General features: G+C 63.1%; 13 protein-coding genes, 2 tRNA genes and 1 pseudogene. 10 read left to right on the top strand and 6 right to left on the bottom strand.

Features of this window, described 5'->3' with window-relative positions:
• The first annotated feature begins 29 nt into the window (after positions 1-29).
• The 5 genes from E2583_RS19530 (at position 30) to E2583_RS19510 (ending at position 5,660) form a co-directional block, all read left to right on the top strand.
• Positions 30-923 (top strand): YicC/YloC family endoribonuclease, encoded by an 894-nt coding sequence (locus E2583_RS19530; RefSeq protein WP_291597901.1) that lies wholly within the window; start codon positions 30-32, stop codon positions 921-923.
• Positions 924-984: 61 nt separating this feature from the next.
• Positions 985-1,614 carry a guanylate kinase gene (gene gmk / locus E2583_RS19525; RefSeq protein WP_291597900.1) on the top strand — a complete coding sequence of 210 codons (630 nt, stop codon included), beginning with the start codon at positions 985-987 and terminating at the stop codon, positions 1,612-1,614.
• An 18-nt stretch (positions 1,615-1,632) separates the two neighbouring features.
• Positions 1,633-1,836, top strand: a complete 204-nt coding sequence (gene rpoZ, locus E2583_RS19520; protein WP_003052081.1) for a DNA-directed RNA polymerase subunit omega — start codon at positions 1,633-1,635, stop codon at positions 1,834-1,836.
• A 104-nt stretch (positions 1,837-1,940) separates the two neighbouring features.
• A complete protein-coding gene (locus E2583_RS19515; protein ID WP_291597877.1) occupies positions 1,941-4,196 on the top strand; it encodes a bifunctional (p)ppGpp synthetase/guanosine-3',5'-bis(diphosphate) 3'-pyrophosphohydrolase in 2,256 nt (751 codons plus the stop codon).
• Positions 4,197-4,325: 129 nt separating this feature from the next.
• The gene (locus E2583_RS19510) at positions 4,326-5,660 is read left to right on the top strand and encodes a lytic murein transglycosylase (protein ID WP_291597899.1); all 1,335 of its coding nucleotides are present in this window, start codon (positions 4,326-4,328) and stop codon (positions 5,658-5,660) included.
• A 136-nt stretch (positions 5,661-5,796) separates the two neighbouring features.
• Here the strand turns inward: E2583_RS19510 and greB are convergent, their stop codons facing one another.
• The 3 genes from greB to E2583_RS19495 all read right to left on the bottom strand — a co-directional run bounded on the left by greB (position 5,797) and on the right by E2583_RS19495 (position 6,767).
• The gene (gene greB / locus E2583_RS19505) at positions 5,797-6,363 is read right to left on the bottom strand and encodes a transcription elongation factor GreB (RefSeq protein WP_291597875.1); all 567 of its coding nucleotides are present in this window, start codon (positions 6,361-6,363) and stop codon (positions 5,797-5,799) included.
• A gap of 102 nt (positions 6,364-6,465) precedes the next feature.
• A tRNA-Arg gene (locus E2583_RS19500) sits at positions 6,466-6,542 on the bottom strand.
• A 148-nt stretch (positions 6,543-6,690) separates the two neighbouring features.
• Positions 6,691-6,767: transfer RNA gene (locus tag E2583_RS19495), tRNA-Arg, on the bottom strand.
• 275 nt (positions 6,768-7,042) lie between these two features.
• On the opposite strand from E2583_RS19495, the gene E2583_RS19490 reads away from it, so the two are divergent.
• Entirely contained in the window at positions 7,043-8,566 is a 1,524-nt protein-coding gene (locus E2583_RS19490; protein ID WP_291597874.1) for a PLP-dependent aminotransferase family protein, read from the top strand.
• A gap of 48 nt (positions 8,567-8,614) precedes the next feature.
• On the opposite strand, the gene E2583_RS19485 is transcribed toward E2583_RS19490, so the two are convergent.
• Positions 8,615-10,051: an amino acid permease gene (locus tag E2583_RS19485; RefSeq protein WP_291597873.1), complete on the bottom strand. Its 1,437-nt coding sequence runs from the start codon at positions 10,049-10,051 to the stop codon at positions 8,615-8,617.
• Between the two features lie 187 nt (positions 10,052-10,238).
• Entirely contained in the window at positions 10,239-10,637 is a 399-nt protein-coding gene (locus tag E2583_RS19480; protein WP_291597872.1) for a nuclear transport factor 2 family protein, read from the bottom strand.
• Positions 10,638-11,246: 609 nt separating this feature from the next.
• On the opposite strand from E2583_RS19480, the gene E2583_RS19475 reads away from it, so the two are divergent.
• The 4 genes from E2583_RS19475 (at position 11,247) to E2583_RS19460 (ending at position 15,976) form a co-directional block, all read left to right on the top strand.
• Positions 11,247-12,668 carry an FAD-binding oxidoreductase gene (locus E2583_RS19475; protein ID WP_291597871.1) on the top strand — a complete coding sequence of 474 codons (1,422 nt, stop codon included), beginning with the start codon at positions 11,247-11,249 and terminating at the stop codon, positions 12,666-12,668.
• A 565-nt stretch (positions 12,669-13,233) separates the two neighbouring features.
• Positions 13,234-14,241, top strand: coding sequence for a taurine ABC transporter substrate-binding protein (tauA, locus tag E2583_RS19470; protein ID WP_291597870.1), 1,008 nt, complete (start codon positions 13,234-13,236; stop codon positions 14,239-14,241).
• Positions 14,242-14,313: 72 nt separating this feature from the next.
• Complete coding sequence (locus tag E2583_RS19465) at positions 14,314-15,102, top strand: taurine ABC transporter ATP-binding protein (protein WP_291597869.1); 789 nt, start codon at positions 14,314-14,316, stop codon at positions 15,100-15,102.
• Entirely contained in the window at positions 15,095-15,976 is an 882-nt protein-coding gene (locus tag E2583_RS19460; RefSeq protein ID WP_291597868.1) for an ABC transporter permease subunit, read from the top strand. The genes E2583_RS19465 and E2583_RS19460 overlap by 8 nt, the downstream gene beginning before the upstream one ends.
• A 147-nt stretch (positions 15,977-16,123) precedes the next feature.
• Here E2583_RS19460 and E2583_RS19455 read toward each other — a convergent pair.
• A pseudogene (locus E2583_RS19455) lies at positions 16,124-16,521 on the bottom strand (cobalt chelatase); the annotation flags it as partial.

The following is a 16,521-nucleotide window of genomic DNA, read 5'->3' as shown; positions in this document are numbered from 1 at the left end:
CCATCAAAAGTCCAATGCCAGTTTACAGCATGACCGGATACGCCAGTGCCCAGCACAGCGCATCCGCTGAGGGTGGTCAAGAGTCCCAGTCCACCAGCCGTCTGGGCCTTGAGATCCGCGCGGTCAATAGCCGCTTTCTGGATTTGTCCTTCCGCCTTCCCGACGAACTGCGCGCCCTTGAACCGGCCCTGCGCTCCTTGCTTACCGCGCGCCTGAAGCGCGGCAAGGTCGAAGTGCGTGCGGCCATCGACGTCTCCAGCAACCAGTCCCTGCCCCTTCCCTCTGCCACGCAGCTGCAGCGCCTGGTGAGTCTTCAGGACGCTGTCCAGGCCTGGCTGCCCAAGGCACGCGACCTGTCCGTGGCCGACGCGCTGCGCCTGTGCACCGGCACCGGTACCGCCACCACGGACTGGAGCGAAATCGCTCAGGCCCTGGCCGAACAGGCCGTCACCGAACTGCTCGCGGCTCGTGCCCGCGAGGGCGAGCGCCTGGCAGACATGCTGCTCGACCGCATCAAGCAGCTGCGGGAGCTGGCCAGGACTGCCGTGCCGCTGGTGCCGCAGCTGGTGGAGCAACAGCGCCAGAGGTTCCTGGAGCGCTGGAAGGAGGCCATGGCCCTGGGTGAAGGCGCGGTGGCCCCCGAGGCCGCCCAGGATCGCGCCCTGGCCGAAGCCACGGCCTTTGCCATCCGCATCGATGTGGCCGAAGAGGTCACGCGTCTGGGCTCCCACCTCGACGAGATCGAGCGCCTGCTCAAGAAAGGCGGCGACATCGGCAAGCGCCTGGACTTCCTGATCCAGGAATTGCACCGCGAAGCCAACACCCTGGGCTCCAAATCAGCCACGCTGGAGCTGACCCGCATCAGCGTCGACATGAAGGTGCTGATCGAGCAAATGCGCGAACAAGTGCAGAACATCGAGTAAGCAAGCCCTGGGCGTACCGACCCCGTACGCCCGATTCATGCCCAAAGTCATGCCCAAAGTCATGGACCATCCCGGAAATCTATTTGTCGTGTCGGCCCCCAGCGGTGCCGGCAAATCCTCTCTGGTACGCGCCCTGCGTGAATTCGACGCGCGCGTCTATCCCTCCGTCTCGCACACCACGCGCGCGCCGCGCGGCCAGGAAAAGCATGGCCGCGAGTATTACTTCGTCTCGGACGCGGAGTTCGACGCCATGGTCGCCAACAACGGCTTTGTCGAATGGGCCAATGTGCACAGCCGCCGCTACGGCACTGCCAAGAGGTCTCTGGAAGAGCGCATCCAGAGCGGCACCGATGTGCTGCTCGAGATCGATTACCAGGGTGCCCTCCAGGTCAAGAAGGCCTTTCCCAACGCCGTGCTGATCTTCATCCTGCCGCCGAGCTGGGACGAGCTGCGCGCCCGCCTGGAAAATCGCGGCGAGGACGCCCCCGAAGTCATCGAGCTGCGCCTGAGGAACGCCGAAGAGGAAATGGCGCAGGTCGCAAAATTCGACTTCGTTATAATCAACGAACTGTTTGAGAGTGCGCTCTTTGATCTCAAGGCGATCATTCACGCGCAACGCCTCAAATATGCGGCCCAGCGGCGCCTTCGCGCCGACACCTTCGAGTCGCTCAACATCCCTGAATCCAACTGACCGTTCCCGGAGTTCCTGATGGCACGCATTACTGTTGAAGATAGCCTGGAGCAGATCCCCAACCGCTTCCAGCTCGTTTTGGCCGCGACTTACCGCGCCCGCATGCTCAATCAAGGCCATACCCCCAAGATTGAAACCAAGAACAAGGCCAGCGTCACCGCCCTGCGTGAAATCGCAGACGGCAAGGTAGGCCTGGAAATGCTGAAGAAGGTGCCGGGTTAAGCTGTTGCATCGCAGCACCAAAATAGACAATTAAGCACCGCCCGTCGGTGCTTTTTTGTGCCTATCACCTTGCACCCGGTACTTGCAGGCTACATTTAAGGAATATGACAGCGGCCCAGAACTCGACGATTGCACCTTCCTCTACGGCACCGGCCAAGCCTCAGCGCATGCCCGCTGAACAGGCTGCACGTGTGTCGGCTGCTGCTTTTGACGGGTTGATGGAGCATCTGGGCTATCTGGACGCGGACAGCGCGCAGCGCGTGCGCCAGGCGTATATCTACGCCGATCAAGCACATACCGATCAGTGGCGCAGCAGTGGAGACCCCTATATCACCCACCCCATCGCTGTCACGGGAATCTGCGCCAACTGGAAGCTCGATGCCCCTGCCCTGATGGCGGCCCTGCTGCATGACTCCATGGAGGATTGCGGCATCACCAAGCTGGATCTGAAGGAGCGCTTCGGCGAGGACGTGGCCGAACTGGTGGACGGGCTGACCAAGCTGGACAAGCTGCAGTTCAACACCCGCGAGGAAAACCAGGCCGAATCCTTTCGCAAGATGCTGCTGGCCATGGCGCGGGATGTGCGCGTCATCCTGATCAAGCTGGCCGACCGCACCCACAATATGCGCACCATGAGCGACATGCCGCGCAGCAAGTGGGGCCGCATCTCGTCGGAAACGCTGGAAATCTACGCCCCGATCGCGCATCGACTGGGCCTGAACCAGACCTATCGCGAACTGCAGGACCTGTCGTTCAAGCATCTGCATCCCTGGCGCTATGCCACGCTGGAAAAAGCCATAGGACGCTCGCGAACGCGCCGTCGGGATCTCGTTCAGCGCGTGCAGGACGAGGTCAGCACCGCCTTTGCCACGCACAGCCTGCCCGTGCGGCTGCTGGGCCGCGAGAGCACGCTGTACTCGCTGTACCAGCGCATGCAGAAGAACCAGCTGAGCTTTGCCAAGGTCACCGACATCTACGGCTTTCGCATCATCGTCCCCAAGACCCTGGACTGCTACACGGCGCTGGGCGTGCTGCACCAGAAGTACAAGCCCATGCCGGGCCGCTTCAAGGACTACATCGCGATAGCCAAGAGCAACGGCTACCAGTCGCTGCACACCACGCTGGTCGGCCCCTCCAGCGTCAGCATCGAATTCCAGATCCGCACCGAAGAGATGAACATCGTGGCAGAGGCCGGCGTCGCGGCCCACTGGCTGTACAAGGCACAGCAGGGCCATGACTCCGAGCATCTGTCCACCCAATGGCTGCAGTCCCTGCTCGACATCCAGAACGAGACCCGCGACGCGGCCGAGTTCTGGGATCACGTCAAGGTGGACCTCTTTCCCGATGCCGTGTATGTGTTCACGCCCAAGAGCGAGATCATGGCCATGCCGCGCGGCGCCACGGTGGTGGACTTTGCCTACGCCATCCACAGCAAGATCGGGCATCGCACCACGGCGGCCAAGATCAATGACGAGGAAGTGCCGCTGCGCACCGAACTCAAGAGCGGCGATGTGGTGCAGATCATCACTTCCGAAACCTCCGCACCCAATCCGGCCTGGCTGAGTTTTGTGAAAACCGGACGCGCGCGCTCCAAGATTCGCTCCTATCTCAAGAATGCAGCCCAGACCGAAGCCGGTCAGCTCGGAGAGTCGCTGCTGGCCCAGGCTCTGCGCGCCGAAGGCATCGACAGCGTGCCGCCGCAGGACGAAGCCAACAAGGGCGTCTGGGACGAGATTTTGCGCATCACGGGCAACCGCACGCCTGCAGACCTCATGGTGGACATCGGGATGGGCCGCCGCATCGCCTCCCTGGTGGCCGCGCGCATGACGAGCTTCATGGCCAAGCAAGGCGTGCGCCCCGATGCGCTGCTCATCACACAGGAACGCTTCAACACGCACAACCGCCCCTTCCAGGGCGCGGTCACGCTCAACGGCGACGAGAGCAGCTCGGTCTACTACTCGCACTGCTGCCGTCCCGTGCCGGGCGATCCGATTCTGGGCTACCTCGGCGGCCAGGGCCTGGTCGTGCACCATGCCCATTGCAACAATGCCATCAAGCTGCGCGAAAAGGATGCCGACCGCTTCATCACCGTGGACTGGTCCGACGACATCACGCGCCTGTTCGAAGCCGGCATCGTGGTCACGGTGCAGAACAACAAAGGCGTGCTGGCCCGCGTGGCGGCCGAGCTCTCGAATGCCGAAGCCGATATCGTGCGCGTCGAGATGACTGACGAAGCTGCCATCGGCACCACCGACCTGCGCTTTGTCATCTCCGTGCAGAACAGCGTACAGCTGGAGAATGCGCTGCGCAATCTGCGCCGCCTGCACTCGGTCATTCGCGCCAGCCGAGTCATGGCCTGATCTCCCGACACCGGCGCGGGGCCGCTGCTGATGGCCATTTGCCTTCATGGGCTGAGCGAAAGATTTTGTTGCATTCTGCAAGCACTATCGCGCCCTGCAAGCACTCCCCGGCCGCGGCTGCAAGCGACAATCACAGCCATGCCCCAAACCGCCACCTTGCACCTGAATGCCCGTCAGCACCTGCTGGCCACCGCCATCGCGGCAGCCCTGCTCGCAGGCTGCGCCACCCAGCCCGAACCTCCAGCGGCGGCCGCGCCCGAGCCGGCAAGCGCCGCCAAGGCTGAGCAAGCCACGGGCGAGGCGGCAACAGCGGAAAACCCCATACAGGCCCGCAACTTCGCGCACTGGAAGCAGGAATTCACCCCGCGTGCACGCGCCGCGGGCATTTCGGAACGCACGCTTGGCAGTGCCCTGGCCGGCGCCAAGCTGCAGCCCAGCATCGTCAGGCTCGACCGCTCCCAGCCCGAGTTCACACGCACGCCCTGGCAATACCTGGATAGCGCCGTCTCCGCACAGCGCATCAAGACCGGCAAGCTCAAGATGCAGGAACACGGAGCCAGCCTGCAGGCGGCCAGCCAGCGCTATGGCGTGCCGGCGACGGTGATTGCTGCCATCTGGGGCATGGAAAGCAATTACGGCAGCAACTTCGGCAGCTTCTCGGCCGTGGATGCGCTGGCCACCCTGGCCTTCGATGGGCGCCGCGCCGAATGGGCACAGAAGGAGCTGATTGCCGCGCTGCGCATCATCGACAACGGTGACATCGACGCCGCCCACATGATCAGCTCCTGGGCCGGCGCCATGGGCCACACCCAGTTTCTGCCTTCGGTGTTCCTGCAATATGCCGTGGATGCCGACGGGGATGGCCGCCGTGACATCTGGGGCTCCATGGCCGACGTGGCCGCATCCACGGCCAACTATCTGGCCAGCGCAGGCTGGAACGCCAGCGAGCCCTGGGGAATCGAGGTGCGCCTGCCAGCCGGTTTTGACTACGCGCGCGCCGAACTCGCCACGCGCCAGAACAGCACGGCCTGGGCCACAGAAGGTGTGCAGGCCGTGAACGGCCAGGCCTTGCCCGCGATGGCCGGCGCCAGCATCATCGCGCCGGCCGGCGCTCGCGGCCCTGCCTTCATGGTGGGCAGCAACTTCCGCGCCATCCTGCGCTACAACAACTCCACCAACTATGCGCTGGCCGTGAGCCTGCTCGCCTCGCAGCTGGCAGGCAATGGCGGCGTCAGCGGCGAGTGGCCGCGCGAGCTCGGTGCCCTGACGCGCGAGCAGACCCGTGCCCTGCAGACCGCACTCAGCCAGCGCGGCTTTGCCACCGGTGCCGCCGACGGCGTGATGGGGCCGGCCACCCGCGCAGGGTTGCGTCAATACCAGCAAAGCGAAGGCCTGGTGGCAGACGGCTACCCCACGCTGGAGCTGCTGCAACGCCTGCAGGCCGGCATTCCGTCTCAAAAATAATAGCTACCAGCGCCTTATGAGCAGCGAATTCAATATCGAAACGATCTGAAATCGCTGAATATCAAGCGAACACCGCTCACCAAACAAAAGCGCGACATCCGATGTGGATGCCGCGCCCTTTTTGCCGTTCGTGAACTCAGGAGCGCGCCGCAGGTTGCGGATAGCGGACGTCCAGAATCTCCAGCATGCGCACACCGGCCGGCGTGGGCAAGGCCACCTCGTCGCCCACGCGCGCCTTGAGCAGCGCACGCGAGACCGGCGCAATCCAGCTGACCTGGTTCTGCGCGCTGTCCGCCTCGTCGATGCCCATGATGGTGATGGTGCGCTCCACACCCTCGTCATCGACATAGCTGACCGTGGCGCCGAAAAAGACCTGGTCGCTGCCCGCATGCACGGCAGGATCGACCACCTCGGCGATTTCCAGTCGCTTGGTCAGAAAGCGGATGCGGCGGTCAATCTCGCGCAGACGCTTTTTGCCGTACAGGTAGTCGCCGTTCTCCGAGCGGTCGCCGTTGCTGGCAGCCCAGTGCACGATCTCCACGATCTTGGGGCGCTCGTTGTCGATCAGGTCCAGCAGCTCGTCCTTGATGCGCTGGTAGCCCTGGGGCGTGATGTAGTTCTTGCCGCCAGCGGGCAATGGCGGCAGAGCGCCGACGTCATCATCGTCGTCGCCGTCCGATTCTTTGGTGAAAGCCTTGCTCATGGGGCCGATCTTCACACAGATCGGGCCCGCCACCCGGGGAACCCTGCCAAATCCCGGAAACGAAAAAGCCCCAGAACCTTGCAGTTCCGAGGCTTGTCGTTTTGGTGCGGCTGGCAGGAATCGAACCCACGACCCCTTGGTTCGTAGCCAAGTACTCTATCCAGCTGAGCTACAGCCGCCAATCATCGAATTATATACAGATTTTGAAGCCGATCCGTGAAAACCCCGATTTTTCTTCAAAGGCTTTCCAGCACCGGCAGTCCTGCCTCCATAGACAGGAACGCAACGAAAAAGCCTCAGAACTTTTCAGTTCTGAGGCTTGTCGTTTGGTGCGGCTGGCAGGAATCGAACCCACGACCCCTTGGTTCGTAGCCAAGTACTCTATCCAGCTGAGCTACAGCCGCCAAGCCTCAAATTATATACTGGTTTTCGAGGCCACGAAAAAACTGGCCGCAATTTCGGATCCTGCACGCTGCATCGGGACTGCAACCACATGAAAAGCCTGATTCCAAGCCCCAGCATATGCGCTAATCTCGAGCGCTGAAACCGGTCCGTCAGCATGCTGCAGGCGGCCTCTGCGATGCCCTGTTCATGGATCCCGAAGAACCCGGCCCCGCGTGCCAGGGCGGCCGGTCGCTCCAGGCCGCCGTGCACTGCGGCAGTGCATTCAGAACCATCCATGACGACAGATAGAAAACCGGCCTCGCCCTCGATTCCTCCATCCGTGGCCATGTGGGAGCAGCTGTTTCGCCGCAGTGCCAGGCCTTCGCTGAGCCTTCAGGGCCAGATTCGCGAAATGCTGGTCGATGCCATCCTCACCGGCATTCTCGCGCCCGGCGATGCCGTTCCATCGAGTCGCGAGCTGGCCAAGCTGCTGGGCGTGGGCCGCATCACCGTGGTCATGGCCTACCAGCAGCTGACCGAAGAGGCCTTCTTGCTGAGCCGAGAGAGAAAAGGCCATTTCATCCATCCCGATGTGCTGCAGGGCCGCACGGCCGACCGCACGCCGGGCAGGGGCAGGAGCACGGATGCCGAGGCGCGCACGGACTGGTCGCGCCGCCTGTGGCTGCGCCCCAGCCTGCAACGCAGCATTGTCAAGGAAGACGACTGGCAGCGGTTTCCCTACCCCTTTCTCTACGGCCAGTTCGACAAGGACTTGTTTCCCACGGCCGCCTGGCGCGAGTGCTGCCTCAAGTCCCTGGGCGTGCTGGACATCCGCATGTGGGCCCCCGATCACATCACGCGCGACGACGAAAGCCTCATCCAGCAGGTGCAGACCAAGATCCTGCCGCGCCGCGGCGTCTGGGCCTCGCCCGACGAGATCATCATCACCGTCGGCGCGCAGCATGCGCTGTACATGGTGGCCGATCTGCTGATGCGCGAAGGCACCTGCGTCGGCATCGAGGATCCCTGCTACCCCGATGCGCGCAACATCTTCAGCAGCCGCACATCGCAGGTCATTCCGATCGGCGTGGACGGCGAGGGTCTGCCCATCGTCGCGGCCATGCGCAAGCTCGAATACCTCTACGTCACGCCCAGCCACCAGTGCCCGACGGGTGTCACCATGCCGCTGGAGCGACGCGAAGCCCTGCTGGAGGCCGCCCAGAAGCATGACCTCATCATCATCGAGGACGACTACGAGAGCGAAAGCAGCTTCGACGAACAGCCGATCCCCGCACTCAAAAGCCTGGATCGCAACAACCGCGTGATCTACATCGGCAGCCTCTCCAAATCCCTGGCGCCGGGCCTGCGCGTAGGCTATATCGTGGCTCCGCCCGAACTGATCAAGGAGCTGCGCGCCCTGCGACGTCTCATGATCCGCCACCCGTCCACGTTCATTCAGCGCACCCTGGCCATGTTCATCTCGCTGGGCCATTACGAGGCCCAGCTGCGCCGCCTCGGCCAGGCCCAGAAGGAACGTCATGCCGAGCTGACCGCGGCCATGGCCCGCTACCTGCCTCAATGCCGCATCACTCCGGTGCGTGGCGGCGGCTCGTGCTGGGTGCAGTTGCCGGGCCACATCTCCGCCCAGGCACTGGCACGCGAGGCCGCCGCGCAGGGGGTGCTGATCGAGCCCGGCGATGTGTTCTTCACCTCCTCCCGCAACACCGGCAACTTCATCCGTCTGGGCTACCAGTCCATTCCTGCGGCACAGATCGCCCAGGGCATCCAGGCCCTGGCACAAGCCGTGCATGCCATGTAGGAATGGAAAAAGCCCCGGCCTTGCGGTCCGGGGCTTTGCTCTGCCACCTCAGTTCTTGCGCAGCCTGGGCGGTGCCATCTCGTCGAGCAGGTTCTCGGGATACACTCCGCGCCGCAGCACCTGGCGCATGCCATAGGCCAGCAGCAAGATGCACAGGCTGGCCACCCCCAGCGCCAGCGGCGTTCGCTGCTCGGGGATGAAGCCCATGGCCACCACGATGGACAGCATGCCTGCAATCGCCAGCCAGGTCAGGTAAGGAAAGCACCACATGCGCACCTTGAGCAGATGGGGCGCTTCGCGCTCCAGACGCGAGCGCAGGCGCAACTGGGAAATCGCAATCAGGATATACACAAAGATGGCCACGGTGCCGTAGGAGTTCACGAGAAAGGCAAACACCTTGTCGGGAGACAGATAGGACATGACGATGGCGCCATAGCCGAACAGGGTGGCCACCAGGATGGCGTACACGGGCACGCCGTTGCGGCTGACCTGGGCCAGCACCTTGGGCGCATCGCCGCGTCGCGTCAGCGCAAACAGCATGCGCGAAGATGCATAGAGTCCGGAGTTGAGCGCCGACAGCACGGCCGTCAGCACCACGGCATTCATGATCTGGGCCGCTGCCGGAACGCCCATGGCGTCGAGCGCGCTGACATAGGGCGTGGACATGCCGATGGAGTTCCATGGCACCAGGCAGGCCACCAGCAGCACCGAGCCCACATAGAACACCAGCACGCGCAGGATGACCGAACTGGTGGCCTTGGCCACGGCCTTCTGGGGCTCAGCGGTCTCGGCCGCCGCAATCGTCACGATCTCCGCACCGAAATAGAAGCCGGTCGCGGCCACGGCACCCGTGAGCACCGGAACAATGCCGTTGGGCATGAAGCCGCCGTTCTGGCTCAGATTGGCGACATGCATTCCGCCGCCTCCCGGCGTCAGGCCCAGCACGTAGATCCCGGCGATGAACAGAAACACCACGATGGCGGCCACCTTCACGGATGCCAGCCAGAATTCGCACTCGCCGAAGGATTTGACCGAGACCAGATTGGTCAGCGTCATCGTGATCAGCAGGACCAGACTGATGCTCCAGGCCGGAACGTCGGGGAGCCAGTAGCGCACCAGCTCGGCGCCCGCCACCGCTTCGATGGCCACGACGATGACCCAGAAATACCAGTACATCCAGCCCGTCAGAAACCCCGCCAGCTGCCCCACGGCGGGCCGGTCGCGCCAGGCTTCGCGGGCGTACTCGTAAAACGAGCCGCCTGTCATGGAGCAGGCCATCTCGCCCAGCATGCGCATCACCAGCACCACCAGCAGGCCGGTGATCAGAAAAGAGATGACGGCTGCCGGCCCGGCCGACTTGATGACCACGCCGCTGCCGACGAACAGCCCGGCACCGATGACGCCGCCCAGGGCAATCATGGTCATGTGCCGCTGTTTGAGGCTGTGCGACAGCCCGTCCGGCGACGAATGCGGATTTCCAATCATTTTTGTCTCCTGTCTTGCCGGCATGGGAATACCGGTCGCCACGGCTTTATGTATCGGGTCGTGCCTTGCTGCTCATGCAGGCCGTTGCCGTGGTCGTTCAGTTATCTGCTTGAAAATTGTCGTGTGGGGCCTGCGTGCAGCGCCCCCGCCGTGAGGCAAGAATGCACGCACGCCGGCCTGGCCCGTGTCAGGAAATCGCTACGGGAGGACGATCCTTGCGGTAGGCGTTCTTGACGGCGATCTTGCCGTCGCGGAAGGTGAACACATCGACCATGCGCGCCTCCACGCGCAGTCCGTCGGCCTTGGTGCCCTTGAAAGTGCTCTCCGAAACGCCGCGCTCGCCCTGGACGAAATGCTCGGCATCCACCCAGGCGGCATCGGGGAAGGCCTGCCAGGCCAGCTGAAAGCCCTCGCGCACGGCATCACGCCCCACGAAACTGCGTCCCATCAGGTCGGGTCCGGCCACCGCGTGGAACTCGCATTCATCGGCCATGAAGCCCATCAATGCATCGATGTCATGCCGATTCCATGCCTCAGAGAAACGCGCCAGAAACTGGACATCGGGTTGGGGTTCTTGCTTGTTCATAGGTTCTCCAGATTGCTGTCATTTCTTGGGTTCCGGCCCTTGCAGAAGCGGCCGCCCGGGATCGAAAAATGCCTGAAATTCCGATGGCTCATCGTAGGTAGCACCGGCTCCGGTTCGTAGAACCAGTTACCGGCAATCGTTAAGTCCAAGGCCTTGGTGCTTCACGGCGCTGGGTCCTCGAGAAACGACGGCAGCGCGCGCGGCAGCTGCCCTGAACGAACCCGTTTCTCCTCTGGAAGCAGCACTCTGCCGCTGCGCTTGCGGATGCAGGCCCAAGCCATGGGCAAGCGCTTCTGATCCCGCTTCAGTTAGGTGAAAACGATAGGAGAACACCGGCAGTCGCTGCAGGGGTATCGCAGTCGGCGGCGCGAAAGCGGACTGCCCGAAGATCCGCTTCCCGTGCCCGGGGCTCGGATCGCATGAGCCGTGGGTGAGCTGGCTCCATCAAAACCTGCGCCGTGGCCCTAACCAGCCGCGCAAGGGGCTGGCTATGCTGCTCTGGACACCGCAAGCAGTGGCCTGCAACGGCATCTGCATTGACTTTGCGTCCATCCATTCCATAGCCATAGAACGCCGCTTCAAGCGCAGCCACACCAGGAGACGATCACCATGAAAGCCGAGGACATCCGCCCCAGCCACCTGAATCCGTACGACCCGCAATACGACCCTCTGATTGCGAGAAATCCCGGACATGGCGCTGGCTATGCTCCGACCTACTGGGTGGGGACGGCAGGCCGGCCGCCCGACGACGACGGTCCGGTCTGCGGCGACATGGAAGCCGATGTGGTCATCGTCGGCTCGGGCTTCACGGGTCTGTCCACCGCCCTGTTTCTCGCCCGCGAGCATGGCATCCGCGCAGTGGTTCTCGAAGCCAACCAGAGCGCCTGGGGCTGCACCAGCCGCAACGGCGGCCAGGGCCAGAATGCCAGCGGCCGCCTCTATCGCTCGCAATGGATAGAGCGCTGGGGCAAGGACGTGGCCCTGAAACTGGATGCGGAAATCCGTGAAGGCTTCGACACCTTCAAGAACCTGGTTGCCGAGTTTCCCGAGTGCGAGCCACAGCCGGGAGGGCATCTGTATATCGCCCACCGAGACAGAAAAATGGATTTTCTGCGCAACGAGACCCGCGTCATGCGCGAAGTCTTCGGCTACGACGCCCGCATCCTCAGCATCGACGCCGTGCGCCGCGACTATGTCGACGACGCCGACTGCCGTGGCGCGATGCACGAGCCCGACGGCATTGGCGTGCATCCGCTCAAGCTGGCCTTCGGCTATCTGCGCAAGGCCCGCGAGCTGGGAGTGAAGGTCCACCCCGCCAGCCCCGTGCTGGGCATGGAGACACGCAACGGCGTGCACTACCTGCGCACGCCGGGCGGCACGGTCAAGGCTCGCGCCGTCGGCTTTGCCACCGGGGGCTATACCAGCAACGGACTGCACCGCAGTCTGCGCTCGAAGATCATGCCGATTCTCTCGAACTCGCTGGTCACAAGGCCTTTGACGGAAGAAGAGCTGGCCGCCACCAATTTCAAGACCACGCAGGTCATCACCGACACGCGCACGCTGCGCTTTTACTACCGCAAGCTGCCCGACAACCGCGTGCAGATCGGCAGCCGCAGCGCCATCACCGGCGCCGATGCGCCCAATCCGGTCCATATGGCCAAGCTCGTCGAAGGCCTGCACCACAAGTTCCCGGCCCTCAAGGGAATCCAGGTGGACTACTCCTGGTGGGGCTGGGTCGATGTGAGCCACGACATGATGCCGCGCATCACCCAGCCCGATCCCGGGGAAAGCGTCTTCTATGCGGTCGGCTATGGCGGCAACGGCGTGTCGTTTTCTGCGCATGCGGGCCGACGCATGGCGCAGCGCATCGCTGGCCAGAAGATCAAGGCTTTCGAGTTGCCAATCTACAACTCATCGCTCGAATATCCGAATGTGTTCAATAGGGTGCGCTCGGAGGCCTTTGCACCATTTCGCCGCATGGGCCAGCGCTTTCTCTACCACTGGTATCACATGAACGACGAGAAGAACTGACCATTCCAACCACCGTCCGGCCGCACACAACGAAGAGCACCTTCCACCAGGAAGGTGCTTTTTTCATGCTGTCCACGAATGCGGTGCAGTGCCCCCTCGTGCGCCCCCGCCACAGGAAAAAGCCGCCTCTCTGGCACGCATATTGCGCAAGCATTCATGCCTCGCGGACAGCCCCTTCCTCCCGCATCTGTCCGCGATCAGTGAAACCTCCTAAGCCCATGCAGACACCGAAAAATCGCCTTTCAACGGGGACCGAGAAATCCCCCGCAAGCCCCGCCCTGCAAGGCTTTGCGATGCACGCTTGCGGTGCATGCCAGCCCATGCTGCGCGCACCATCCGGGACCGTGTGCGACTGGACCTAACGATTCACATCAACTGGCCCTACTGGCTGCGCAAGGTTGCTTACTACGATCCGCTCAGAAAGCTCTTTGAGCCTCGCGATGCGGCTTGCAACCGGTTCAGCCAGAAGCGGGAATGGGAATGCAAGTCAGCAAGAGTGAGCACGGCAAGGGTTCTCTGATCGAAGTCTTCAACCGATATCCCTCTAACCATGGAGAGACTGACAATGAAAATGCAGAAACGATGGGTGCTGAAAGCAGGTGTCGCCACAGCCGCGCTGGCGATGGCCGGCTGTGCGCTGGCGCAGCAGAAAACCGTGACCTTCGCCAACCAGGACATGCTGGTGCCCCTGCGCCTGGTAATGGAATCGGGCGAGTTGGAGAAGGAGACGGGCTACAAGATCAACTGGCGCATGTTCTCGGGCGGCGGCGACGTGATACGGGCGATGGCCTCGGGCGATGTGCAGATGGGAGAGGTGGGCTCCAGCCCGCTGACTGCTGCCGCCAGCCAGGGGCAGGACATCAAGCTGCTCTGGATCTCTGCGGACATCGCCGGTGCCGAAGCCCTGGTGGCACGCGACGGCGGCGGCATCAGCAATTTCAAGAGCATGGAGGGCAAGCGCATAGGCGTGCCGTTCGTCTCCACCGCGCACTACCAGCTGGTCGCGGCCCTGGGCAAGGAAGGCGTTGACGCGCGCAAGGTCAACATCATGAACATGCGCCCGCCAGAAATTGCCGCGGCCTGGGAACGTGGCGATATCGATGCCACCTTTGTCTGGGATCCGGTGCTGGCCAAGGTCAAGCAAAAGGGCAAGGTGATTGCGACCTCCGGCTCCATTGCGCAGATGGGCTATCCCACCTTCGAGGGCATTGCCGTGAGCAGCAAGTTCGCCCAGGAAAATCCCCAGTTCATGGTGGCTTTCATCAAGGCCCTGAATCGGGCAAGTGCCCAGGTCCGCGACAACCTGGCCAAGTGGACTCCGGACTCGCCCGAGATCAAGGCGATTGCCAAATGGAGCAAGGCCGACCCCAAGGACGTGCCCGCAGCCATGGCGCTTTACCGCTTTCCCAGCGCCGAAGAGCAACTCGGCGCGCAATGGCTGGAAGGCGGTGCGGCCAAGGCCATGGCCCACACCGCAAGCTTTCTGAAGTCTCAAGGCCGGATCCAGGAGGTCAAGCCCGACTACGCCGCCTACGTGACCAGCAGCTATGTCAAGCAGGCACTCGGCCGCTGACATCCCTGCTTCGCCCACGACGGCCGGCCCCATCGTGGCTCCCCGCTTTGTTTCACCTAGGAGGGCACTCTCATGCCGACTCTGGATATACGCGACCTGACCGTCAACTACGAGGTCAAGGGCGGACACTTGCAGGCCCTGGCCCCTGTCAACCTGACCATGCATGAAGGCGACTTCGTGGTCGCCCTGGGGGCATCCGGCTGCGGCAAGACCACGCTGCTCAACTGCATGGCAGGTTTTCTGGCGCCCTCCAGCGGCCAGATCCTGCTGGACGGCAAACCCATTCAGGGCCCCGGAGCCAATCAGGGCGTGGTGTTTCAAAAGCATGCGCTGATGCCATGGCTCAATGTGATCGACAACGTCGCACTGGGACTGCGCATGCGCGGCATGGATCTGAAGACGCGCACGCAGATCGCCGAAGAGAAACTGGGTCTCGTGGGCTTGCAGAACTACGCCAGGCGTGCCATCTATGAACTGTCTGGCGGCATGCAGCAGCGGGTCGGCATTGCCCGGGCGCTGGCCAACGATCCCGCCCTGCTGCTGATGGACGAGCCCATGGGCGCCCTGGACGCCTTCACGCGCGAGCAGGTCCAGGAAATCCTGCTGCGTGTCTGGCATGCCACCCACAAGATGGTGTTCTTCATCACCCATTCGGTCGAGGAGGCTCTGTTTCTCGCCAGCCGGCTGATCGTCATGAGCCCCAGCCCGGGCCGCATCTCCCATGTCTACGACGATATGCCGTTCTGCCATGAGTTCCTGCGCACCGGCGATGCGCGTGCCGTCAAGTCGCGCCCCGACTTCATCAGGATGCGCGAAGAAGTTCTGAGTCTGATTCACCACCGGGAGCCGGCCAATGTCTGAAGCTGTCCAAATCAACCATCTGCCCGCCACCACCGCGCGCGTGCAGCCCAAGGCCACTGCGCCACAGGCATCGGGACCGGTGAAGACCAGCCGCTTCAAGACCCCTGGCGAAGGCTCCAGTCTCGGGATCAGCATCGTCACCGTGGCGGTGCTGCTGGCACTGTGGTTTGCCACCACCCATCTCGGCTGGATCAAACCCTTGTTCCTGCCCAGCCCGCAGGCGGTGTTCCAGCAGTTCTATGAATACCTGACCGGGCAGGCCAACGACAAGCCGCTGTGGCAGCATTTCTCGGCAAGTCTGCTGCGCGTGACCGTGGCGTTCTGGCTGGCCTTCATGATTGGGGTTCCACTGGGCATAGCGATGGGAATGTCACGCATCGCACGCGGCATCTTCGACCCCCCCATCGAGTTCTACCGCCCCCTGCCGCCACTGGCCTATCTGCCGCTGATCATCATCTGGTTCGGTATCGATGAAACGCCGAAGATTTTGCTGATCTTCCTGAGCTGCTTTGCACCCCTGGCCCTGGCGGCCCGCTCGGGCATGCGCAGCGCGGCCCAGGAGCAGATCAACGCCGCCTATTCGATGGGAGCGAGCTACTTCCAGGTGATCCGCCATGTGATCTTGCCGGCGGCCCTGCCCGACATTCTGGTGGGCATGCGCATTGCCATCGGCTTTGGCTGGACGACTCTGGTGGCCGCCGAAATGGTGGCGGCGAACGTGGGTCTGGGCCAGATGGTGCTCAACGCCTCGAACTTCCTGCGCACCGACATCGTGATCATGGGCATCATCGTCATCGGTGTGATCGCCTACGTGTTCGACCTGTTCATGCGCTGGGTCGAAAAGCGCCTGGTTCCATGGAAGGGACGCATGTAAGCCCGGCCGATTCCCCTGCCGAGGATGGCTCCGGCAAGCAGAAAGCGGGCAGGCATTGCGCCTTCCCGCTTTCTGTTTTCCGTTGTTTCGGCTGCTCGCCTGAGCTTGCCCGGCCTTGCGCGATACCTGTCGCACGCGCCACCCCGGTCATCGTCGGCACAGCATCTCGGCCACCGAAAACAGCAAGGCCTCGTCGACATCGTTCTGCAGATCGACGGCAAGCCTTTGACGGTAGAAGACTCCCAGATCCAGCCCGACGCCCAGGGCGCAGACCTTCACGCCACCCATGCGTTCCTGGGCTGCAAGCACCTGCCGCAGGTGCTGATCCAGATAATGCTCGTCATTGGCCTGATGGGTCGCCGTATCCATGGGACAGCCATCGGAGACCACAAGCAGGATGCGACGCTGCGCAGTCTTTGCACGCAGCCTCTGGCACGCCCATTCCACGGCCTCGCCGTCGATGCCTTCACGAAAGATGTCGGGCTTGCGCAGCGCCGCAATGCCGTGCCGGGCATGACGCCAGGGCTTGGCCCCGTCCTTGAAGA

The organism is Comamonas sp., from assembly GCF_009360615.1.
In the GTDB taxonomy this organism is placed as follows: Bacteria; Pseudomonadota; Gammaproteobacteria; order Burkholderiales; family Burkholderiaceae_C; genus Comamonas.
Note: the sequence above shows the minus strand (reverse complement) of the source record. Positions and strands in the feature narration are given on the sequence as shown.